The organism is Emcibacter sp. (assembly GCF_048269205.1).
Taxonomy (GTDB): Bacteria; Pseudomonadota; Alphaproteobacteria; order Sphingomonadales; family Emcibacteraceae; genus Emcibacter.
In genome coordinates, this window is record NZ_JBLXJC010000001.1 from 416,680 (window position 1) to 440,234 (window position 23,555).

The 23,555-nt window shown below is 56.7% G+C and carries 19 protein-coding genes; 13 read left to right on the forward strand and 6 right to left on the reverse strand.

Features of this window, described 5'->3' with window-relative positions:
* Positions 1-84: 84 nt before the first annotated feature.
* Positions 85-582 (reverse strand): J domain-containing protein, encoded by a 498-nt coding sequence (locus tag ACN0YD_RS01935; RefSeq protein ID WP_417316954.1) that lies wholly within the window; start codon positions 580-582, stop codon positions 85-87.
* A 186-nt stretch (positions 583-768) separates the two neighbouring features.
* Here ACN0YD_RS01935 and ACN0YD_RS01940 point away from each other — a divergent pair, with 186 nt between their 5' ends.
* From ACN0YD_RS01940 to trxA, 13 genes are all read left to right on the forward strand, one after another.
* On the forward strand, positions 769-1,473 hold the full coding sequence (locus tag ACN0YD_RS01940) for a response regulator (protein WP_417316955.1): 705 nt from the start codon (positions 769-771) through the stop codon (positions 1,471-1,473).
* A gap of 48 nt (positions 1,474-1,521) precedes the next feature.
* Complete coding sequence (locus tag ACN0YD_RS01945; RefSeq protein WP_417316956.1) at positions 1,522-3,171, forward strand: stimulus-sensing domain-containing protein; 1,650 nt, start codon at positions 1,522-1,524, stop codon at positions 3,169-3,171.
* A complete protein-coding gene (locus ACN0YD_RS01950) occupies positions 3,168-3,596 on the forward strand; it encodes an HPr kinase/phosphorylase (protein ID WP_417316957.1) in 429 nt (142 codons plus the stop codon). The genes ACN0YD_RS01945 and ACN0YD_RS01950 overlap by 4 nt, the downstream gene beginning before the upstream one ends.
* 128 nt (positions 3,597-3,724) lie before the next feature.
* Positions 3,725-4,639 (forward strand): RNase adapter RapZ, encoded by a 915-nt coding sequence (rapZ, locus tag ACN0YD_RS01955; RefSeq protein WP_417316958.1) that lies wholly within the window; start codon positions 3,725-3,727, stop codon positions 4,637-4,639.
* A 25-nt stretch (positions 4,640-4,664) separates the two neighbouring features.
* Positions 4,665-5,072: a PTS sugar transporter subunit IIA gene (locus ACN0YD_RS01960; protein WP_417316959.1), complete on the forward strand. Its 408-nt coding sequence runs from the start codon at positions 4,665-4,667 to the stop codon at positions 5,070-5,072.
* Complete coding sequence (locus ACN0YD_RS01965; RefSeq protein WP_417316960.1) at positions 5,069-5,365, forward strand: HPr family phosphocarrier protein; 297 nt, start codon at positions 5,069-5,071, stop codon at positions 5,363-5,365. Before ACN0YD_RS01960 ends, ACN0YD_RS01965 begins: the two co-directional genes overlap by 4 nt.
* Before the next feature lie 122 nt (positions 5,366-5,487).
* The gene (gene ahcY, locus ACN0YD_RS01970) at positions 5,488-6,783 is read left to right on the forward strand and encodes an adenosylhomocysteinase (RefSeq protein ID WP_417316961.1); all 1,296 of its coding nucleotides are present in this window, start codon (positions 5,488-5,490) and stop codon (positions 6,781-6,783) included.
* Positions 6,784-6,897: 114 nt separating this feature from the next.
* Positions 6,898-9,396 carry an ATP-binding protein gene (locus ACN0YD_RS01975; RefSeq protein WP_417316962.1) on the forward strand — a complete coding sequence of 833 codons (2,499 nt, stop codon included), beginning with the start codon at positions 6,898-6,900 and terminating at the stop codon, positions 9,394-9,396.
* 38 nt (positions 9,397-9,434) lie between these two features.
* Positions 9,435-9,926: a tRNA (adenosine(37)-N6)-threonylcarbamoyltransferase complex ATPase subunit type 1 TsaE gene (gene tsaE / locus ACN0YD_RS01980; protein WP_417316963.1), complete on the forward strand. Its 492-nt coding sequence runs from the start codon at positions 9,435-9,437 to the stop codon at positions 9,924-9,926.
* The gene (locus tag ACN0YD_RS01985; protein WP_417316964.1) at positions 9,919-11,694 is read left to right on the forward strand and encodes a phosphotransferase; all 1,776 of its coding nucleotides are present in this window, start codon (positions 9,919-9,921) and stop codon (positions 11,692-11,694) included. The genes tsaE and ACN0YD_RS01985 overlap by 8 nt, the downstream gene beginning before the upstream one ends.
* Positions 11,694-14,717: a double-strand break repair protein AddB gene (gene addB / locus ACN0YD_RS01990; RefSeq protein WP_417316965.1), complete on the forward strand. Its 3,024-nt coding sequence runs from the start codon at positions 11,694-11,696 to the stop codon at positions 14,715-14,717. Before ACN0YD_RS01985 ends, addB begins: the two co-directional genes overlap by 1 nt.
* Entirely contained in the window at positions 14,714-18,142 is a 3,429-nt protein-coding gene (addA, locus tag ACN0YD_RS01995; protein ID WP_417316966.1) for a double-strand break repair helicase AddA, read from the forward strand. Before addB ends, addA begins: the two co-directional genes overlap by 4 nt.
* Positions 18,143-18,232: 90 nt before the next feature.
* The gene (gene trxA / locus ACN0YD_RS02000) at positions 18,233-18,553 is read left to right on the forward strand and encodes a thioredoxin (protein ID WP_417316967.1); all 321 of its coding nucleotides are present in this window, start codon (positions 18,233-18,235) and stop codon (positions 18,551-18,553) included.
* 86 nt (positions 18,554-18,639) lie between these two features.
* On the opposite strand, the gene ACN0YD_RS02005 is transcribed toward trxA, so the two are convergent.
* From ACN0YD_RS02005 to ACN0YD_RS02025, 5 genes are read right to left on the reverse strand one after another with little or no spacing between them, the layout of a single operon-like run.
* Positions 18,640-19,944: a bifunctional folylpolyglutamate synthase/dihydrofolate synthase gene (locus ACN0YD_RS02005; protein WP_417316968.1), complete on the reverse strand. Its 1,305-nt coding sequence runs from the start codon at positions 19,942-19,944 to the stop codon at positions 18,640-18,642.
* The gene (gene accD, locus ACN0YD_RS02010; protein WP_417316969.1) at positions 19,931-20,815 is read right to left on the reverse strand and encodes an acetyl-CoA carboxylase, carboxyltransferase subunit beta; all 885 of its coding nucleotides are present in this window, start codon (positions 20,813-20,815) and stop codon (positions 19,931-19,933) included. The genes ACN0YD_RS02005 and accD overlap by 14 nt, the downstream gene beginning before the upstream one ends.
* 26 nt (positions 20,816-20,841) lie before the next feature.
* Positions 20,842-21,663, reverse strand: coding sequence for a tryptophan synthase subunit alpha (gene trpA, locus ACN0YD_RS02015; protein WP_417316970.1), 822 nt, complete (start codon positions 21,661-21,663; stop codon positions 20,842-20,844).
* Between the two features lies 1 nt (position 21,664).
* The gene (trpB, locus tag ACN0YD_RS02020) at positions 21,665-22,885 is read right to left on the reverse strand and encodes a tryptophan synthase subunit beta (RefSeq protein ID WP_417316971.1); all 1,221 of its coding nucleotides are present in this window, start codon (positions 22,883-22,885) and stop codon (positions 21,665-21,667) included.
* A gap of 18 nt (positions 22,886-22,903) precedes the next feature.
* On the reverse strand, positions 22,904-23,554 hold the full coding sequence (locus ACN0YD_RS02025; protein ID WP_417316972.1) for a phosphoribosylanthranilate isomerase: 651 nt from the start codon (positions 23,552-23,554) through the stop codon (positions 22,904-22,906).
* Position 23,555: the final 1 nt, after the last annotated feature.

A 23,555-nucleotide genomic window follows, 5' to 3' on the forward strand; every position in this document is an offset into this window, starting at 1 on the left:
ACTATAAGAAGGCGGGGTCGCAACGCCAATCATAATTTTGTTACATTATTATGACAAATTCCGCAGAATCCAAGGTTTTTTTGCCTATCTGGTCGCAAGCACCTGATAGGCGGCCGTGACCTGCTGGAACTTTATGGCGGCCTGCTTGTCACCCCGGTTGGTGTCCGGGTGGTAGCGTTTGGCCAGGGTGCGATAGGCGGATTTGATTTCCGTCTGGGTGGCGTCGTCATCCAGTTCGAGAATCTCAAAAGCATCAGCCCGGCGCTGGTCAGCGCCGTAGACGTCGGGTTCTGTATCATAGGCACCACTGGTTTTGTAGCCGGCACTGGCGCGGGCCTCTTCCTGGGCGCGGCGAAAGGCGTCCGCCTTGTTGCGGCCGGAGAAATAGTTCCAGTTCTGGTTATATTCCGCGACATGCCGCTGGCAGAAATGCCACTTTTCCGGGGAATCCGGAGCCTTCGGTGCCGGGTAGTCACCGGGCTCCTCACAGCCATCATAGTCGCACAGCCTGACCGATACAGGCTCGCGCTGCACATGATATCCGTCCCATCGGGGAAAGCCCCAGCTTTTTGATCTCGACATGTTTCTCAGGCTCGTTGGCAGAAGGTCATGATTAACAGCAAATCATAATCCTGATCAATAAAGATTTTCTTTCCATATAATATCATCCGGAGGCCATTTACAGGCTGTGTCGGAAATTCTTAATATTGCCATGGTTTCGTGCTACTGTCAGTTGGAATTGCTTGCAAGATAAGGAAAAAAAGCTAAATGGCGACGACGATTACGCTTGTGGATGACGATCAGAATATCCTGACGTCTGTCAGTATGGCTCTAGAGGCGGAGGGATTTGATGTCAAGACCTATACGGACGGGGCAGCTGCTCTGGAGGGATTGAACAGGAATAACACCGATATGGCGGTGCTGGATATTAAAATGCCGCGCATGGACGGCATGGAATTATTGCGTCGCCTGCGGGAAAAACATAATTTTCCGGTTATCTTCCTGACCTCAAAAGATGACGAGATTGATGAAATGCTCGGGCTCAAAATGGGGGCCGACGACTATATCAAAAAGCCTTTCTCCCAGCGACTGCTTATCGAGCGGATCAAAACCGTCCTGCGTCGGGTGGAGGCGGTAAAGAAGAGCGCCACGGCCGAGGAGGACGAGGACGGCGTTATTGTCCGAGGCCGGCTGCGCCTGGACCCGGTGCGTCATCAGTGCGAATGGGACGGCAAGGATGTGAAGCTGACCGTGACCGAATTTCTGATCCTTCAGGCTCTTGCCCATCGCCCGGGGCATGTGAAAAGCCGCGATCAGCTGATGGATGTGGCCTATCACGATGATGTCTATGTGGACGACCGCACCATTGACAGCCATATCAAGCGGCTGCGCAAAAAGTTCCGGGCCGTTGACGAGGAATTTGACGGTATCGAGACTTTGTATGGAGTTGGCTACCGCTACAGTGAAAGTTGATATGCTGGGAAAGTTGATGGTGCCGGTTAATTGCGCTAATAAACATTAATGAACTCGGATACAAAGGCACCTCTAATCAGGACCCGGCCAAAGCGCCGGGTTTCGCCGTTAGCAATCCGTATCATGATGGTCAATGTGATCGCGCTTATCTTTCTTGGCGGCGGTATTCTCTATGTGGACGATCTTCAGCATACCCTGATCCAGTCGCGGATCGATTCTTTGATGAAGGATGCGGAAATCATGGCCGGGGCACTGGGCGAGGCGGCCACTGGAGGTCCCGAGACCACCGAGGTGGAGCTTATTCCGGCCCAGCAGATTATTATCCGCCTGGTGGACGTTACCCGCAACAGAGCACGTTTCTTTGATATTTCCGGCACCAAACTGATCGACAGCCGGGATCTGGCCATTGAGCAGTCCATTGTGGTCAACCCCTTGCCCCCCGAGGGAGGACTGGCCAGTTTCTGGGACAACCTGAGCTGGGAGATTTCCGGTATTCTGGACCGGTTGAATAAAAGATATGCCCTGGGTGAATATAAGGAAAAGGCCAATGAGGTGGCTGAAAACTACCCGGAAGTGATGGAAGCCATGGCCGGGGAAAGTGGCTATCGTATCCGGGTGCTGACCGATCGTTTTGATATTATTACAGTGGCTGTGCCTGTACAGCGTTTTCGCCGCGTGCTGGGTGTGCTGATGGTTTCGGCCGATGACCGGGACATCAGGGAGGCGGTCCAGGATGCCCGCATGACCATCCTGCAACTGTTCTTTGCCGCCCTGTTGATAACCCTGGCCCTGTCCTCCTTTCTGGGCCGGACTATCATCCGTCCGATTTTGCGTCTCGCTCATGCCGCCGACCGGATCAGAATGGCCACCAATCCGGACTACCAGATCCCGGACTATTCCGGACGCAATGACGAAATCGGCGATTTGAGCCGGTCGCTCAGGCAAATGACCGATAACCTGGCCCGGCAGATTGATGCTGTGGCTTCTTTTGCTGCCGATGTGGCGCATGAGCTGAAAAACCCGCTCACTTCCTTGCGCAGTGCCATCGAAACATTGTCTTTCGCCAAAAAGGAAGAAGACAAGCAAAAGCTGCTGGCAATTATCCAGCAGGACGTCCAGCGTCTTGATCGCCTGATTTCGGATATTTCCGATGCCTCCCGGCTGGATGCGGAACTGGCCCGCAGCCGCATGGAGCTGGTGAACATGACGGCCATGCTCGAAACCCTGATCGATATCTATGATGCCACTCAGAAAGACAAACTGCCGGATATCGTGCTTGAGGTGAATGGCAGCCGCAGGCAACGCAAATCCGGGGAAAATCGGCCCTATCACGTCATGGGGCTGGAAGGACAGCTTGGCCAGGTGGTGAGAAACCTGCTGGACAATGCCATCTCCTTTTCACGCCCGGACGGGCATGTCCTGGTCAGGCTTGGTGAACGCAAAAACATGGTGGAACTTGTCATTGAGGACGAGGGTGTGGGGATTCCCGAAGACAAACTGGAAAACATCTTCGAGCGTTTCTATTCCGAGCGTCCCAAGGGGGAGGCTTTCGGCAAACATTCGGGGCTTGGCCTGAGTATCTGTAAACAGATCGTGGAATCCCATGGCGGCACCATTACCGCTCAAAACCGTGAAGACCGGAGCGGCGCCCGTTTTGAAGTGCGCCTGCCGCGGGCCGAGGAGGGGAAAAGACAATGAGCCTTGTTCATGCCACGGTTGTCGCCCTGGACGGGCACGGGATTATGATCATGGGGCTGTCGGGATCGGGAAAATCCGATCTCGCCCTCCGGCTGATCGAGGAAGCGGGCGCAATGCTGGTCGGGGATGACTATGTCACCCTGGAGAAGCAAGAAGGCCGCCTGCTGGCGAAACCGGCGGAAAATATCGCAGGTCTTCTTGAAGTGCGTGGTGTCGGGCTTGTAAAGATGCCGTTTCTGCCGTCGGCGATGGTGGATTTGGTGTTGGTTCTGCCCTCATCCGGGACGGACAGCAGGCCCGAGCGTCTGCCGGAGGAGCAATTCTTTGAATTTGAAGGGCTTCGTGTGCCGCAACTTGATTTTATGCCCTTTGAAGCCTCGGCCGTGACGAAGGCCAGAACGGCGCTCAGGCATCTTGCGTCCTGAACCGGCACCCTCTGCTTGAAATGAATTTGTATATTTCCGCCTGCTGTGAGAATATCGGATCGTGGATTGATTCCCGAACGGCAGGCCTCTTGTAAGGTCAGCCTGTTCGAAAGATGCAACAGAGGACAATGGTGACAAAAAACAGTGATACAGCCGGTCGCGGTGCCGACAGGCTAACACTTTTGCTGATTACAGGCATGTCGGGAGCCGGTAAGTCCACAGCGCTGAAGGCGCTGGAGGATATCGGCTATGAGGCGCTGGATAATCTTCCGTTGAGCCTGTTGCCTAACCTGATCGAACTTGCCAAGGGCGAGGATCCCGACCACATCAATCCGGCCTTCGCCATTGGTATTGACGCCCGGACCCGGAATTTCCGTCCCGATAAAATCCTTTCCCGACTGCAGGAACTGAAGGACCGGGACGATCTGGACGTAAAAGTACTTTATTTTGACAGCAACAATACGGTTCTCGCCAAACGTTTTACCGAAACCCGCCGCCGTCATCCGCTGGCCATCGACAGGCCGGTTGCCGATGGTATCGTGCGGGAACGCCAGATGCTGGAAGTAATACGGGCGGAAGCGGACTATTTCTTTGACACGTCCGACCTCGGTATTCATGAGCTGAAACGTATGCTGACCCAGCGATTTGAGCGCAAGGCGGGCGGCGCGCTGAATATTTCCATTTGCTCTTTCGGCTATCCAAAGGGTGTTCCCCGGGACGCTGATCTGGTATTTGACGTTCGTTTCCTGAAGAATCCCCATTATCAGGATCATCTGCGCCCGTTGACCGGAGAACAGGACGAAGTCGGGGATTTCATAAAAGGAGATCCCGCATTCGAAAGTTTTTGGGATAAAATCGGTTCTCTGATATTGTCTTTGCTCCCCGAATATAAAAAGGAGGGGAAATCCTATCTGACCATTGCCTTTGGCTGTACTGGCGGCAGGCACAGATCGGTTTTTGTGGCCCGGGAACTGGCAGAGCTGTTGCGTCGCCAAGGTTACTGGGTGAATGTGCATCACCGCGAATTGCTGTCCGGTGAGTGATATTCTAAAAAGACGGAATTAATATATGATTGGTATGGTGGTTGTAACGCATGGTCGCTTGGCGGAGGAATTTGTCTCTGCAATGGAGCATGTTGTTGGCCCGCAGAAGGCCGTCCGCTCGATTTGCATCGGACCGGATGACGATATGGAACAGCGCCGGCAGGATATCCTGAATGCGGTCAAGGAAGTGGACCAGGGCGAGGGCGTTATTCTGTTGACGGATATGTTTGGCGGTACGCCTTCAAATCTTGCCATTTCCATCATGGATAATGCCAATGTCGAGGTGATCGCCGGAATTAATCTGCCCATGCTGATCAAGCTTGCCAGCGTACGTGTGGCCTGTTCCATGGAAGAAGCTATTTCTGCCGCCCAGGAGGCCGGACGGAAATACATCAATGTGGCCTCTCATGTCCTGTCCGGAGAGATTTCATGACAGCAGGACAGGGGGTCAACGGCAATCCCTGTGAAAAAATACTGACCATTCTGAACCGCCGGGGCCTGCATGCCCGGGCATCGGCTAAATTTGTTTCTGTGGCGGAAAAATATGATTCCTCCATTCAGGTTTCCAAAGACGGTACTTCTGTTTCCGGCACCTCCATTATGGGGCTGATGATGCTTGCAGCAGCGCCGGGGGATCAGATCATGATACGCTGTGATGGCGCACAGGCCGGTGAGGCTCTTGAGGCGCTACAGGCGCTTGTGGAAGACAAATTCGGAGAAGATTAGATATTTCTTAACTATTTTCGGGGTAAATATAGAGATATAAAGATTTCTTTATTTATGGCTTGTGGCTGGTCGGCAGACTTGCTATAAGCCTTTCTGATTATATGAAAAGGAAAGATCTACAGATGACCGAATTCACTGATTACAAGGTTGCAGATATTTCGCTTGCCGACTGGGGGCGTCGTGAAATTGCCATTGCAGAGACAGAAATGCCCGGCCTGATGGCCCTGCGCGAGGAATATGGCAAGAGCAAGCCCCTTAAAGGCGCCCGGATCGCCGGATGTCTGCATATGACCATTCAGACCGCGGTACTGATCGAAACCCTGATCGAGCTGGGCGCTGAAATTCGCTGGTCATCCTGTAATATCTTTTCCACCCAGGATCATGCCGCGGCGGCTATTGCGGCGGCGAATATACCGGTTTTTGCCTGGAAGGGGCTGACCGAGGAAGAATTTCTCTGGTGTATCAGGGAGACCATTGTTGGACCGGACGGCTGGCGTCCCAACATGATCCTTGATGATGGTGGTGATCTGACGGCCATGATGTACGAGGACTTCCCGGAACTGATGGATGAGGTTCGTGGTATTTCCGAGGAAACCACCACCGGCGTGCTGCGGCTGTATCAGATGGAAAAAGCCGGAAAGTTGACGGTGCCTGCCATCAACGTGAATGATAGTGTGACAAAATCAAAATTCGACAACCTTTATGGATGTCGGGAAAGCCTGGTAGACGGCATCAAGCGGGCCACGGACGTGATGATGGCCGGCAAGATCGCCGTGGTGTGTGGCTACGGTGATGTGGGCAAGGGCTCTGCGGCCAGCATGCGCAATCAGGGCGCCCGTGTCCTGGTAACTGAAATCGACCCCATTTGTGCCCTTCAGGCTGCCATGGAAGGTTATGAAGTGACCACCATGGAGGACGCGGCGTCTGAGGGTGATATCTTTGTCACAACAACCGGCAATGTGGATGTGATCACCATTGATCATATGCGGGAGATGAAGGACCGGGCCATTGTCTGCAATATCGGCCATTTTGATTCCGAAATCCAGATTGCGGCGCTGGAAAACTATACCTGGGAAGAGGTTAAGCCCCAGGTGGATGAAGTTGTATTCCCGGACGGTAAACGTCTGATCGTCCTGGCCAAAGGCCGTCTCGTCAACCTCGGTTGTGCGACCGGCCACCCCAGTTTCGTCATGAGCGCCTCCTTCACCAACCAGGTGATGGCCCAGATTGAACTGTGGAATAATTCCGACAACTACGGCAATAAGGTTTATGTGCTGCCCAAGCATCTGGATGAAAAAGTGGCCTCCCTGCACCTTGCTCGTCTTGGGGTGAAACTGACCAAACTGAACCAGAAACAGGCCGATTACATTGACGTGCCTGTGAGCGGGCCCTTTAAGCCCGAACATTACAGATACTGATTCGTCTGAATCCGATTTTTGAAAGCCTGTCGGTGGGTGTTAACCATTAACAGGCTTTCTTTTTGCCCGCCAAGCCGCTAACTTAGCGTGGAAGCTTCGGTTGTGGGTAGAAGAATGACAAGACAAGCAGGTAGCAGTTTTTTCCGGTTCGCCGGCCTGTTTCTGACTATATATCCGGTAATAAATGAGGTGGCTTCGGCGGCTGACGCCGGATTGTGGCCCGAAAGCAGAGGTTTTCTCGCTCTGTTTGTTCCTTTTTGTTTCCTGACCTTTGCCCTGCTGGTCTGGCTGGTTTTTACGCGCCGCAGACTTGTCCGGCAGGTCAGGAACCAGGAAAAGCAATATAATGATCTTGCCCGGCTTCTTTCATCGCGCCAGGAAGTCTATATCCGCATCGGTGCCCGCGGGCACTTGAGCACCAGCCCGGGATTTGCCCAGTGGATGGGGCTGAAGGAGGATATTCTGTCGCTGGACGGTCTGAGGGGAGCCATCGCCCGCATTTCTCTGCCCGAGTTTGTGAAGCTCCGGGAATATAGCGAGAAACTGGTCGAGCAGGGAAAGTCCTTCTATATAACCCTGAAGCTCAAAGACGGTGAAAGACGGATCGTGGTGCATGGTGAGCTTATAGACCAGGTCGCCGGTCCCGACGGCGGCAGCATCATCTGGTTTCGTAATCTTTCCGAAGAGGAAAATGTCGCCCTTCACCAGCAGCGTGAATTTGGCCGCCTGAGTGCGGAGTTGCAGTTCTACCAGATCGTAGCGGATCATGTGACCCTGCCGTTCTGGATCAGGAACGAGGATCTCGACCTGATCTGGGTGAATAAAGCCTATGTGGAGGCGGTGGAAGGGGAAAGCCGCGAGCAGGTGCTGGAAGACGGTCTCGAGCTTGTGACAAGTACCCTCGGGCAAAGTGCCAGGGACATGGCGGTCATGGTGGAAAAGGCCGGTGAGGCCCAGAGGGACAAGCATTTTGTCGTCATCCGCGGCGAGCGACGGGCCATGGATATTCACAATATCCCCCTCTATGGCGATAACGGCAGCCGGGCCTTTCTCGGTTATGCCATGGACATCACCGAACTGGAAGAAGCCCGCGGCGAACTGATCCATCATACAGAATCCCATTCGGAAACCCTGAACAAACTGTCGACGGCGGTGGCAATTTTCGGCCTCGACAAGCGCCTGGAATATTACAACAGCGCCTTTGTCAGGTTGTGGAAGATTCCAGAAGACAGGCTGTTTACCCATCCTCATCATACGGAAGTCCTTGAAATCATGCGGGAGGCCCGCCGCCTGCCCGAACAGGCTAATTTCCCGGCCTGGAAGCAGAAACAGCTGTCGGCCTATACGGAACTGATGGAGCCGGTGGAGGAGATGTGGCACCTGCCTGACGAGGCCACCCTGCGTGTGGTGACCCAGCCTCATCCCCAGGGCGGCCTGCTGATTTTCTATGAGGATGTGACCGACTATCTGGCGCTGGAGCGGTCCTATAACACCCTGTTTGCGGTTCAGCAGGAAACCCTCAATAATCTGCACGAAGCCGTGGCGGTGTTCGGGGTCGACGGCTGTCTGCAGCTGAACAATCCGGGCTTTGCGAAAATGTGGGGACTTTCGGAAGACTATCTCAAGGAATCCCCCCATATCATAGATGTGCTCGAGCAGGGGGCCGGCAACTTCAGCAATCTGGAACAGTTGGAAGATCTCCGTCATCTGGTGGTCGGGGGTGAAGGCAGCCGGGCAGGCGGGGCCGGGCGTCTGCATTTCCGCAATGACACGGTGATTGACTATATGTCCGTCTCCCTGCCGGACGGCGGTGTGCTGGTCACTTTCCTGGATGTGACCGACAGTTTCCGTATCGAAAATGCGTTGCGTGAACGCAACCTGGCCCTGGAGGCGACCGACAAGGTCAAGACCGAATTCCTGGCCCATATGTCCTATGAGCTCAGAAATCCGCTCAACAGCATTATCGGTTTCTCAGAGCTTCTGGAGAAGGAATACCAGGGGCCGCTTAATGACGACCAGCACCAGTATATGCGCAATATTCTTTCCGCTTCCGATCACCTTCTCGGTCTGATCAATGATATTCTCGACCTGGCAGTGATCGAGGCCGGCGGCATGACGCTGGAAGTGTCTTCCTTCAGTCTGCAGCAGATGCTGAAAGATGTCCTGAACGAAATTGAAGATAATGTCCGGGCCAAGGAGCTTGAGGTGGAATTTGATTGCCCCGATGATATCGGCATCATCAGCGGGGACGGCAAGCGGCTTCATCACACCGTCTATAATCTGATCAGTAATGCGGTGAAATTCACGTCTTCTCCCGGGTTTATCACTGTCGGTGCACGAGAAGAAAATGGCTCCTACCGCATATTTGTCAAGGATACAGGTGTTGGCATACCGGCCGGTGAAACCGAAAAGGTTTTTGAAAAATTCTATACCGGCAGCAATGTGCGCAATACCCAGGGGGCAGGTCTCGGACTGTCGCTGGCCAAAAGCTTCGTCGAAATGCATGGCGGGACGCTGAAAGTGGAAAGTAGCCTGAACATGGGCACAACAGTGACCTGTCTTTTACCCAAATCCGTTCGCGAAGATCAGAATATCAAAATGGCCGGGGAATGACCCTTGCCAACCGGCCGCTGAGACGACAATAATCTTTCATGACAAAAACTGTAATTTATCAAACCCGGCTCAAGGATCTGAACGCCACCAGGAAACTGGCGCAGAGTCTTTCTTCATGCTTGCGTGCCGGGGATATCGTTGCTTTTGACGGGGACCTGGGCGCCGGCAAGACCGAATTCTGCCGTTCCCTCATCCATGCGCTGGGATATGCCGAGGATGTACCCAGTCCCACGTTCAATCTGGTCCAGATTTACGAGCCGGCGGTGGATGACCGGGAAACGCCCGCCGTCTGGCATTTTGATTTTTATCGTCTGGAAGAGCCGGAGGATGCCATCGAGCTTGGCATTGATGATGCCTTTGACCAGGCTGTCAGCCTTATCGAATGGCCGTCCAGGATCGGGAGCTATCTGCCGCAGGATCATTTACTGGTCCGGCTTGAAATCGACGGGGAGAGTGAGGAGAGGCTGGTGTCTATCGAAGGGGATCAAAACTGGCAGAAGCGTCTTGCAGGAGTATTTGGCGATGACTGACCGCAAGTCGATGAAAGAGGCCTTTATCCGCCAGCAGGGCTGGGGCGGGAGCCATATCCGGCCAGTGGCCGGGGATGCCTCCTTTCGTCGCTATGACCGGCTGGAGAAAGGGGAGGCCTCGGCCATTCTGATGGATGCGCCGCCGGTTTTCGAGGATATCAAGCCCTTTGTCGCCATTGATCGCTTCCTCTGTGATGTGGGTCTGTCGGCGCCGCAGATCCTGGCGGCGGATATGGAACATGGTTTTCTGCTGCTGGAGGACCTGGGTGACGATCTCTATGCCCGCCTGATCGAAAAGGATCCGTCTCTGGAACAGGGGCTTTATGAAAAGGCCGTCTCCCTGCTGGCTTTCCTGCAGGGGCGGCCTGTCCCGGAACATTTGATGGTGACCCGGGACGATATCTTCCGAGTTCCCGCCTATGACATGAAGGTCCTGCTGGACGAGGTGGTCCTGTTTGTCGACTGGTATCTGCCATTGCTCACTGGCAACCGCCTTGATGAGCGCGAACGTCAGGAATTTATCAACCTCTGGGGGCTTGTTCTGGAAGATGTTTCCCGGGCCCGGGACTGTGTTGTGCTCAGGGACTATCATGCGGAAAATCTGCTTTACCTGCCCGACAGGTTCGATCATCGCCAGGTGGGGCTTCTGGATTTTCAGGATGCCCTGAACGGGCACCGGGCCTATGACCTGGTCTCCCTGCTTCAGGATGCCCGACGGGATGTGTCGCCGGAGCTGGAACGGGCCATGCTGAACAATTATCTTGAGCTGACCGGACTTGAGACTGAAAACTTCCTGCAGGACTATGCGGTTCTTGGCGCCCAGCGCAATGCCAAGATCATCGGTATATTTGCCCGGTTGTTTTTGCGGGACGGCAAGGAAAAGTATTTTTCCCTGATCCCGCGGGTCTGGGGGCTTCTGCAGCGGGATCTTGAGCATCCGGCGCTTGGCGAACTGAAGGCCTGGTTCGACAGGATGGTGCCGGAAAATCAAAGGCAGACTGCGCCCGGCATCCGGGCATTGATGCCGGAAAGGGCCATGATCCTTGCCGCCGGGCTCGGCACCCGCATGCGGCCGTTGACGGACGATACGCCCAAACCGCTCCTGAAAGTGGCGGGCAAGAGCATGCTGGACCGGCTGCTGGACGGCCTTGCCGCGTCTGGAGTGAAAACAACAGTGGTCAATATGCATTATCTGGCCGATCAGGTAGAAAAAGCCATCAAGGATCGTCCCGATCACCGGCCAAAAGTCATCTTGTCCGATGAGCGGGATCAGTTGATGGACAGCGGCGGCGGAGTTCTCAAAGCCATACCTTATTTCGGCAATCGCAGTTTTTTTGTTCTGAACAGCGACCTTGTCTGGCAGGAAAGTGATGCGCCGGGCAGGCAGGCCATGCTGCACAGGCTTGCGGCAGCCTGGAAGCCGGAGGAAATGGATATCCTGATGCTGCTGATGCCGACGGACAAGGCCCGGGGCTACGACGGTGCAGGTGATTTTCATGTAGAGGAAGACGGGCGGCTCACACCGCGCAGGCTGTCCGCCGATCCGGAGGCGCCTGCAGACCACATGTATGCCGGGGTATTGATCATGAAACCGATCCTGCTGGAAGGATTCCCCAACAGGCCTTTCTCCCTGCGTGAAGTGTTCGACAAGGCCTTTGAGAGCAGCAGGCTGTTCGGTCTGGTTCATGAGGGCGAATGGTATCATGTGGGCACGCCGGAGGCCCTGGAAGACTGTAACAGGGCGCTGGCCGAACCGGGGAAAAGCTGATGCCGCGACGTCTGGGGAAAAATCCGGAACTATATACCATCCCCGCGCGCACCTCCTTTGTGGAATGCCTGGCCCTGGGGCTCCTTGACCGTTATGGCAGCGACCCCCTGATATTGAGCGATGTGCTGGTGCTTCTGCCCAATCGGCGGGCGGTGCGCTCTCTGAGGGAGGCTTTTCTGCGTCTGTCTGGCGAGAAAGCCCTGCTTCTGCCCCGGATGCAGCCTGTCGGCGATGTGGATGAGGACGAGCTGTTGCTCACATCCGGCGCGCTGCCGACGGGGCTTGACGATGTCGACCTGCCGCCGGCCATCTCCACATACCAGCGGCAGCTTCTGTTGATGAAAATTATCCGGAGCTGGTACAGCAAACGGGGTAAGGAGGCGCCGGAAGTGGCGCAATGTGCGATTCTGGCCGGCGCGCTCGGCCGGTTTCTTGACCAGGTGCAGACAGAGCGCCTGTCCTTTGGTGACCTGAAAGAGCTTGTCCCGGAAGATTATGCCGTGCATTGGCAGGATACCCTTGATTTCCTGCAGATTCTGACACCAGGATGGCCCACAGTGCTGGAAGCCACCGGCTATATGGATGCGGCCGAGCGGCGCAACGTGCTGCTGGAAGGGCTTAAGAAACAGTGGCTGGAAAATCAGCCGACCCACCCGGTAATTGCGGCAGGCTCCACCGGCTCCATTCCGGCGACGGCGGATCTTCTGGAGGTCATTGCCCGCCTGCCCGCCGGATGTGTAGTATTGCCGGGGGTGGATCTGGACATGGACTCCGAAAGCTGGGAGGTGCTGGGACCGACCCACAGCCAGTACAGCATGAAAATGCTGCTGAACAAGATCGGTGTCGACCGTGCGGAAATCGACCTCTGGCGCGAGGGGGGAGACGGTTCCGGTCTGGCCCGGGAACGCCTGCTTGGCGAGGTGATGCGCCCGGCGGAAACCACCGACAAATGGCGTGATCTTGATTTTGATGTGAAACAGGCCCTGGCGGGGTTGACCCGTCTTGACCTGCCCGGCGCACGTGAGGAAGCGGGGGTGATTGCCCTGATTCTGCGCGAGGTCCTGGAAACCCCTGAACGTACTGCTGCGCTGGTGACGCCGGACCGGCAACTGGCCCGTCGGGTCACCAATGAAATGCAGCGCTGGGGCATCCTGATTGATGATTCTGCCGGCACACCGCTGTTCAATACGGCGCCTGCGCTGTATCTCAGGCTTGTGGCCTGGATGGTGGCGGAGGATTTTGCGCCGGTCCCCCTGCTGGCGGCGCTGAAACATCCCCTCATGTCTGCGGGTATGGACACCGGCCGCTTCCGGGTCATGGTGCGCAGGCTGGAAAAGGAAATTTTCCGCGGTCCCCGTCCTGTTGGGGGTCTCGACGGCATTGACCGGGCCATTGGGGTGAAGATGGCGGAGGGCGACAGTAAAAAGCTGAAAGAGCTACGCGACTGGTGGCGCGGGGTGATGGCCCTGATGCAGCCCTTTGCCGCCCTGTTCGATAGAGAAAAGGTTTCCTTTGATGATATCCTGCTGGCCCATATTGGCCTGGCGGAGGCCCTTGCGGCGGATGAAAACCGCAGCGGCGCGGAAAACCTCTGGAAGGGGGAGGCGGGGGAGGCCGCTGCCGGACTGATGGAAGACCTGCAGCTTGCGGCCGAAAATATGGAGGATATGTCGCCGGAGCATTATCCCGCCCTGTTCGAAGTGTTTCTTGGCGATGTTACCGTGCGTCCCCGGTACGGCCAGCATCCGCGGCTGAATATCTGGGGGCCGCTGGAAGCCCGGTTGCAGCATGCGGATGTGATGATCCTGGCCGGCCTCAATGAAGGAAGCTGGCCGCCGGAAGCTGCCGTCGATCCCTGGATGAGCCGCCCCATGCGCCGGGATTTTGGCCTGCCGTCCCTGGAACAGAAAATCGGCCTCAGCGCCCATGACTTCGTCCAGGCCTGTGCCGCGCCCCGGGTGATCCTGACACGGGCGGAAAAGGTGGACGGCACCCCGACCGTGAAATCCCGCTGGCTCGCCCGTCTTGACGCCATTGTGCCGGCAGAGGTTTTCGATCATGCCGAAGCGCGGAAATGGCTCCGCTGGTATGATGAACTGGATCGTCCGGCTGAGAGCATCACCATAGATCCGCCAAGGCCCTCGCCGCCGGTCAAGGTACGTCCCCGCACCCTGTCAGTGACGGCGATCCAGACCTGGATGAAAGACCCTTACAGCCTTTATGCACAGCGCATTTTGGGACTGGAGAAGCTGGACGACCTGGATGCGGACCCTAACGCTATCGACAAGGGGGTGGTGATCCACCAGGCGCTGGAAGATTTCATGACCCGTTATCCGGAAAAGCTGCCTGCCGATCCGCTGGCCGAACTGGAGGAACTGGGGCGAAAGGCCTTTGGTCCCATTCTTGACCGGCCCATGGTTTATGCCTTCTGGTGGCCCAGGTTCCTGCAGGTGGCGAAATGGTTTGTGGAAGAGGAACGAAAACGCCGGGGCGAGGGCTTCAAAACCCTGGCCACAGAGCACAAAGGCGAGATGACTTTCAGCCTGCCGGGTGGGGACTTTACTCTCCGGGCAAAGGCGGACAGGATTGATGCCTGTCCGGACGGCATGCTCAGCATCATCGACTACAAGACCGGCATGGCGGCCACGGCGCGTCAGCTCCATGCCGGTTATGCGCCCCAGCTGCCGCTGGAGGGGCTGATGGTGCAGTCCGGCGCTTTCGAAGGGCTTTCCGGCAAGGTTGGCGATCTTAGCTACTGGCAGCTCAAAGGCGGGGAGGAGGAACCGGCGAAGATTACCTCCTTCAACGGGGAGGCCAGCCGCCAGAACAAGCAGGATGTGGGCGAACTTATCGAAAAATCCCGCGAAGGGCTGATGAAGCTGGTCAGCTATTTTGATCTTGAGGACAGCGCCTACCTTAGCAACCCCAACCCGGCCCAGCTCGGCTATGGTGAATATGATCATCTGGCTCGCACCAAGGAATGGCAGGGCCGGGTCAAGGACGATGATGGAGGGGACGCATGAGCCAGACCCCCGAACAAAGACGCGCGTCCGATCCCGCCGCTTCGGTCTGGGTGGGGGCCTCCGCCGGTACCGGCAAGACTTTCGTTCTGACCAACCGGGTACTGAGGTTGCTGCTGGACGGGGAGCGGGCCTCACCTGAGCGCCTGTTGTGTCTGACGTTCACCAAAGCGGCGGCAGCCGAAATGGCCAATCGCATCAATGACAGGCTTGCGGTCTGGGCCGTGTGCAGCGAGGAAAAGCTGACCGAAGAACTGACAGGCCTTCTTGATCACAGGCCGTCAGAGGAAATCCGACAGCGGGCCCGCAAGCTCTTTGCCGAGGTGCTGGAAGTGCCGGGCGGGCTCAAGATCCAGACCATCCACAGTTTTTGCCAGTCCCTGCTAGGCCGTTTTCCTATCGAGGCGAGCCTCGCCCCCCATTTCAAGGTCATGGACGATCTGACATCGGGCGAATATCTGCAGCGGGCCCGGGATATCATTTTCAGCGAAGCCCGGGGCGAAGGCAACCGGGTGCTTTCCGAAGCCCTGGCCCATATCTCCGCCCGGGTCGCTGAACAGACCTTTGCTGAACTGATCCAGGAACTGATCGGTGAACGTGGGCAACTGGACCGACTGATGGACCGGTTTCAGACTGTGGCCAAAGTGATGTTTAAGCTGCGTAATTTCCTCGGGCTCGGGCCGACAGAAACGAAGGAAGATGTTCTGGAAGCAGCCTGCAACGAGGCAAATTTCGATGGCGCGGGTCTTCGCCTTGTCCTGCCGCATATGTTGGCAGGCGGCAAGACGGACAAGAAAAACAGTGAAATCATGGCGCACTGGCTGTCCACGCCCGAAGAGCGCTTGGCGGGGTTAAGCGACTATCAGCTTGTGTTCCTGAAAAAAGACGGTGATGTCCGGGCTAGCCTGGTGACCAAGAAAGTACAGGAAGCCTGTCCGCAGGCGCTCCAGATCATGCAGGAAGAAGCGGAGCGTCTGCTCCGGGTGAATGAACGCTGCCGCCTGCTGGCCATGCTGGACAATACCAAGGCGCTGCTGGCGATCGGGGAGGCCTTTGGCAGTGCCTACCGGGAAAGCAAGCGTCGTCACGCCGTTCTTGATTATGACGACCTGATTCTGACGGTTACGGGCCTTCTGGGCAAACCGGATGTCGCCGACTGGGTTCTGTTCAAACTGGACGGCGGTATCGACCATATCCTGATTGACGAGGCCCAGGATACCAACCCGGAACAATGGCAGGTGATCCGCACCCTGGCGGGGGAGTTCTTTGCCGGTGAAGGGGCGCGGGAGATAACCCGGACGATCTTTGCCGTGGGCGATGTGAAGCAGTCCATCTATAGTTTCCAGCGGGCCGATCCGCGCCAGTTTGTGGAAAGTCGCGCTCATTTCGAATGCCGCGCCGGGGAGATCAGCCGTGATTTCCATGACGTGTCGCTGGATCTGTCCTTCCGCTCCACGGCGGCGGTGCTGAATGTGGTGGACCGGGTATTCGAGGCCACGGAGCACCGCAAGGCCCTGTCCTTCAGTCACGAGGAAATCATCCACAAACCGCACCGCACGGGTGAGGCGGGGCTGGTGGAGCTGTGGCCGGTAGAGATCATGCCGGAGGAGGCTGAAGAGGAAGACTGGTCACCACCGAAAATCCAGAAACCCTCCCGCAGTCCGGAAATGCGGCTGGCCCGGCGTATTGCCGATACCATCCACGGCTGGCTGAAGTCAGGAGAGAAACTGCATTCCTCTGACAGGCCAATTACGCCGGGGGATATCCTGATCCTTGTCCGCAAACGTGGAAAGTTTGATGACTATCTGATCCGGGCGCTCAAGTCCCGCGGTATTCCCGTGGCGGGGCAGGACAAAATGGTGCTGACCGAACAGCTTGCCGTCGAAGACCTGGTCGCGGCGGGCAATTTCGTGCTTCTGCCGGATGACGACCTGACCCTTGCCGTGGTCCTGAAAAGTCCGCTGGTGGGATTTGATGAGGAGGAACTTTTCGAACTGGCCCACGGCCGGAAAAAAGGGGACAGCCTTTGGGGTAGGCTGCTCAGGCGGCGGAATGAGAATGAAAGATTTTCCGGTGCGGTGGATTATCTCACCAAACTGACCGGCTATGCTGATTTCGCGCCACCCTTTGAATTCTACAGCTATCTTCTGGGTCCGCTTCGGGGGCGGGAGAAAATCCTCGCCCGCCTGGGGGAGGAAGCCAGTGATCCCATGGATGAATTTCTTTCGCTGGCCATGGCCTACGAACAGAACAATGTCTCTTCCCTGCAGGGATTTTTAAGCTGGGTCGGGCGCAGCAAAATGGAAATCAAGCGCGACATGGAGCAGGGGCAGGATCAGGTGCGTATCATGACCGTGCATGGCTCCAAGGGCCTGCAGGCGCCGATCGTGTTCCTGCCGGACACCTGCCAGACACCGGTGAAGGAGAATAAAATTCTCTGGGCGGAGCATGATGGCGTTCCCCTGATGCTCTGGCCGGGTGGTGCTGCAAATGCCGTCGGGCCTGCCGCAGAGGCAAGGGAGAAAAACCGGGAAATCCGTGACGAGGAATATCTTCGTTTGCTCTATGTGGCCCTGACCCGGGCCGAGGACCGGCTCTATATTTCCGGTTGGGAGGGTAAGCAGAAGCGCCGGGACGGCTGCTGGTACAATTTGATCGAACAGGCCCTCAAGGGTATGGACGGGGTTGAAGAACAGGAGGGCTGGAACGACCAGCCGCTTTTGCGGTTTTCCAATCCACAGGAAAAAGATATCAAACACGAGATGGTTGACCTCGCCACGTCAGCAGGAACCCCGCCGCTTCCCGCCTGGGCGCGGGCTCTGCCCGGGGATGAACCGGTACCGCCGCGCCCGCTCACCCCCTCCCGCCCGGCCGAGGAGGAGCCTGCGGTCCTGAGCCCGCTCACCATGCGGGAACGGCAGGGAAGAGAACAGCAGCGTTTTCACCGGGGCAGGCTCATCCACCGGCTTCTGGAAATCCTGCCGGGACTCTCGTCCGGCGTCCGTTCGGCGGCGGCAGGGAAATTCCTGTCCCAGCCCGCCCACGGGCTTTCGGAAACAGATCAGATGCAGATTGCCGGTGAAGTCCTGTCTATTCTGGAGGATGATCGTTTCAGCGCCATTTTCGGCCCCCTGAGCCGGGCCGAGGTCCCCATTGTCGGTCTGGCAGGGACAATGCCCGTTTCCGGCCAGGTTGACCGCCTGGTGATGACCGACGGGGAAATCCTGGTGGTGGATTACAAGACCAACCGGCCCCCTCCTGCCGCAGTGGACGGTGTGCCCGCCCTATATCTCAGACAGATGGCGGCCTATCGCCATATTCTTGCGGCTATCTATCCGGATCATGTGATCCGCACGGCACTTTTGTGGACTGACGTGGCAAAACTTATGGAAATACCGGACGAAATGCTGAATCAGGTGGTTTTTTGATCACGTTTTCTTGATTGTCTTGACGTTGCCCCGTCCTGTTCCTACATTTGCACTGTAAATATTACTGTTTCATAAACCAAGGAATGACTGATGAGTACAATTGCTGTGACCGACGCAGGTTTTGAAAGCGAAGTTCTGAACGCGGAAAAGCCTATTTTGGTTGATTTCTGGGCAGAATGGTGCGGCCCCTGTAAACAGATCGGCCCGGTTCTGGAAGATGTTTCCACCGAGATGGCCGACAAGGTCACCATTGCAAAAGTCAATATTGACGAAAACCCCGAAGCACCGACCCGCTACGGTGTACGCAGCATTCCTACCATGCTCCTGTTCAAGGGCGGTGAAGTGGCAGCCATGAAAATCGGCGCCACATCCAAAACCGACCTGACTGCATGGCTGAACGAGAATCTTTGAGCATTTTCCCCCAAGGTGCTTGAAGACGGAGGGGCGCCGACCACCTGGTCGGCGCTCTTCCAATTTGGGGGCTATTCTTCGGGAAGTTATTCCTGGGTGAGGGCCAGGACCTTGCCGGCCAGATAAAGCGACCCGCAGATCAGGACCCGTACCGGGCCTTCCTGTTCCCGCCCGATCAGATCGAGACTTTCCTCAAAACCCGGCATGGCGACGGCATTTACGCCTGTCTCCCGGGCCATATCCGCAATGTCTTCGGCGCTGTGGCTGTCTTCGCCCGGCACGTGAACGCCATAAAGCTTGCTTGTCAGTGGCGCAAGCGGGGCCAGAAACCCGCGCGTATCCTTGTTGGCCATCATGCCGCAGATCAGATAAAGCGGCAGGTCTTTACGTTCTCTCAGAAGATTGGCGATAATTTCTCCGGCGGCGGGATTATGTCCACCGTCAAGCCACAGTTCGCTGCCTGCGGGTAATGTGCCCGCAAGGGATGTTTTGGAAAGATTTTGCATCCGGGCCGCCCATTCTGCGGTGGCAAGCCCTGTGCGGATATGCTCTTCAGTGATCTCGAAGCGTTTCTGGTGACGCAGGCAGGCAATGGCGAGGGCGGCATTCTCCTGCTGGTGCAGGCCAGGCAGAGCCGGTTGCGGCAAGTCCAGAACACCCTGCAGGTCTTCGTAATGGAAACCACTATCCGTGGCATGATATTTCCAGGCCCGGCCGGAAGAAACCACCGGATTGGCATCGACTTTTTCCGCGACCTCGAGGATGGCCTCAAGTACCTCCGTCGGCTGGGGAGCGACAACAAGGGGGGTGTCTTTTTTGGCAATACCCGCTTTTTCCCGGGCTATTCCGGCCAGGTCAGAGCCCAGAAACTGCTCGTGATCCAGTGAGACAGGGGTAATCACGGTGCTGAGCGGCTGGTCGATCACATTTGTGGCATCAAATCGCCCGCCGAGCCCCACCTCCAGCAACAGCACATCCGCTGGCACATCGGCAAAGGCCTTGAAGGCCAGCGCCGTGGTCATTTCGAAATAGGTGATGGGCCGGTCGCCATTGACCTTTTCGCAATGGTCCAGAAGCTCCAGAAGGTAATCTTCGGAAATCAGTTTTCCGGCCAGCCGGATGCGTTCGGCGAACTTTACCAGATGCGGCGAGGTATAGACATGGACACGAAGTCCCGCGGCTTCCAGAATAGCGCGGAGAAAGGCGGTGGTTGACCCCTTGCCGTTGGTACCGGCCACATGGATCACCGGCGGCAGTTTTTTCTCCGGATGATCGAGCGCGGCCAGAATTCGTTCCATCCGGTCCAGGGACAGGTCGATTTTCTTCGGATGAAGCCGGTATATGCGGTCCAGAATCTGGTCGCTGAAACGGCTATTGTCAGGCGGATTCATGGGTCAGAGCCAGAGTGCCCGGCTGTTTCATCAGCAGGCTCAGAAGCTGAACCAGTTTCGTCCGCATTTCCTTGCGATGCACGATCATGTCCAGCATGCCGTGCTCAATCAGATATTCCGAGCGCTGGAAACCTTCCGGCAGTTCCTCGCGGATGGTGTCCTTGATGACCCGGGGCCCGGCAAAACAGATCAGTGCATTGGGTTCGGCAATATGCACGTCGCCCAGCATGGCGTAAGAAGCGGTCACACCGCCGGTGGTCGGGTCGGTCAGCACCACGATATAGGGCAGACCTGCATCCCTGACCATTTCCACGGCCACCGTGGTCCGGGGCATCTGCATCAGGGACAGAATGCCTTCCTGCATACGGGCGCCGCCTGCGGCCGAAAACAGCACCAGCGGCGCTTTCTTGTCCACGGCATGCTTTGCGGCGGTGATAATGCCTTCACCCACGGCCATGCCCATGGAACCGCCCATGAACAGGAAGTTCTGAACCGCCACGACGGTATTTACATTGCCCAATTTGCCGTAAGCCACGGCAATGGCGTCCTTGAATTCGGATTCGGCCCGGGCCGCCTTCATGCGGTCGGTATATTTTTTCTGATCCCTGAACTTGAGCGGATCATCCTTGGGGGAAGGCAGGCTGACAAGGGCATAGTCGCCGTCGTTGAACAGGCTTTTAAAACGTTCGGTGGGGCCGATCCGGTCATGGTGATCGCAATGGGGGCAAACACTCAGGTTTGCCTCGAAATCCTTCTTGTAAAGGAGCTGTCCGCAGTTTTTACATTTATGCCACAGGTTATCCGGCGTGTCCTTCTTCTGTTGCAGGACAGCCCGGATTTTGGGACGTACATAATTGGTCAGCCAGTTCATTTTCCACCTATTCCAACTGTTGTGCCCTAGCGGCGGGCTTTCTCGATGCCGGTCGCCAGTTCCTGGACGAAAGTCAGGACTTTAGCTTTTGTGTCAGAATTTGCAACATTTTCGTCATTTTCAATGATCGATACAATGGCAGATCCTACCACTACGGCATCGGCAAACTCGGCGAAATCCGCCACATTTTCAGGGGTTTTGATGCCGAAACCAACCGCCAGAGGCAGGTCGGTTTGTGTGCGGAAATTCTCGATTGCGGCCCGTACCGGCACCAGATCCGGCTCGCGGGTGCCGGTAATGCCGGCAATGGACACATAATAAAGGAAGCCTGATCCATGGGCGACGATTTTGGCCAGTCGCGCATCATCCGTTGTCGGTGTGGCCAGGTGGATCATGCCCATACCGGCCTCAATGGCGGGAATGGCAAGCTCGCGGTCTTCCTCGGGCGGCAGATCAACAATGATCAGGCCGTCCACACCGGCTTCCAGGGCGTCTTTCAGGAAGCGGTCGACGCCGTAGATATAGACGGGATTGTAATAGCCCATCAGGATCAGCGGGGTCTCCTTGTTGTCCTTGCGGAATTCCCGGACCATTTCCAGGCACTTTTTCAGGGTCATACCGCCGTTCAGCGCCCGCAGGCTTGCCGCCTGGATAGCGGGACCATCGGCCATGGGATCGGAAAAGGGCATGCCCAGCTCGATAATATCGGCGCCAGCGGCCGGGAGGCCCTTCAGGATGTCGAGAGAGGTTGCATAGTCCGGATCACCGCCAGTGATGAAAGTGACCAGTGCGGCCCGTCCTTCCGTCTTGAGCTGTGCGAATTTCTGTTCAATACGTTCTACACCCATGTCAGATCTCCGCTCCCAGGGCCTCGGCCACCGTAAAGATGTCCTTGTCACCCCGGCCGGACAGGTTCATGACCATGATATGGTCTTTCGGCAGCTCCGGCGCCTTTTTCAGCACGAAAGCGATGGCATGGGCGCTTTCCAGCGCCGGAATGATGCCTTCATATTCGGTGCAGACCTGGAAGGCTTCCAGCGCCTCCTTGTCGGTGACCGGGACATAGGTGACCCGTCCTGTCTCATGAAGATAGCTGTGTTCCGGCCCGATTCCGGGATAATCCAGTCCGGCGGAAATGGAGTGGGCTTCGGTGATCTGGCCGTCGTCATCCATCAGCAGATAGGTGCGGTTACCATGCAGAACACCCGGCCTGCCGCCGGTGAGAGAGGCGGCATGCTTGTCCGTATCGACCCCGAGGCCGGCCGCTTCCACACCGAACATTTCGCATTTGTCGTCCAGAAAAGGGTGAAACAGGCCGATGGCGTTGGAACCGCCGCCGACACAGGCCACCAGACTGTCCGGCAGGCGGCCTTCTTTTTCCATGATCTGTTCGCGGGTTTCATTGCCGATCACACACTGGAAGTCGCGGACCAGTTCCGGATAGGGGTGTGGTCCCGCGGCAGTGCCGATGATATAGAAAGTATCCTCAACATTGGCGACCCAGTCACGCATGGCGTCGTTCATGGCGTCTTTCAGGCTGGCGGATCCGGAGGTGCAGGGCACCACTTCCGCGCCCAGAAGTTTCATGCGGAACACATTGGGTTTCTGTCGCTCGATATCCTTTGCACCCATGTAAACCACGCATTTCATGCCGAAGCGGGCACAGACCGTGGCGGTGGCCACACCGTGCTGTCCGGCGCCGGTCTCGGCGATAATCCGTGTCTTGCCCATGCGGCGGGCCAGCAGGATCTGACCAATGCAGTTATTGATCTTGTGGGCGCCGGTGTGGTTCAGTTCTTCCCGCTTGAAATAGACTTTCGCCCCGCCCAGATGTTCGGTCAGCCGTTCGGCATAGTAAAGCGGGCTCGGGCGGCCGACAAATTCTGTCAGAAGCTCATGGAACTCCCGGTGGAATTCAGGGTCTTCCTTAGCGTCAGTATAGGCCTGCTCCAGTTCCAGAATGAGGGGCATCAGGGTTTCGGCGACAAAACGGCCGCCAAAGATGCCGAAATGGCCCTCGCTGTCTGGTCCTGCCCGGAAAGTGTTTGGCTTTGGGGTCTCGCTGCCCATGTTAACTGTCCTTATTCATTATGGCCTTGTTCTGGTGGCGTCGATAAAGGCCCTGATCCTGTTTATATCTTTCTCGCCGGGCCTGTTTTCAACCCCGCTGGAGACATCAACCATTTCCGCGCCGCTTGTGGCGATGGCGTCGGAAACATTGTTGGCTTCCAGCCCGCCGGACAGCATCCAGGGCACGGACCAGTCCGTATTCCGGATCAACTGCCAGTCAAAGATCAGGCCGTTGCCGCCCGGCAGGGCGTTTTCAAGGTTTTTAGGCGCTTTCGCATCAAACAGCAACATGTCTGCGACGCTTTCATATGCTTTTGCCGCTTCGATATCCTCTTTTCTGGCAACCGCAATGGCTTTCATCACCGGTTTTCCGAATGCCTGCCTGATTTCCCGCACTCTGTCCGGGCTTTCCGAACCGTGAAGCTGCAAAATATCCAGATCGGCCGAGGCAAGGACCTCTTCCAACAGGTCATCTACCGGATTGACGAAGACGCCGACCTTTTTCACCCCGGCCGGGACAAGCCGGGCGAGCTCCCCCGCTTTTGCAGGGGTAATGTTGCGGGGCGAGGGCGGGAAAAAAACAAAGCCCACATAGTCAGCCCCGGAATCAATGGCTGCCTTCAGGCTTTCGGGCTCGCTGAGCCCGCATATCTTTACAGCCACGGACATG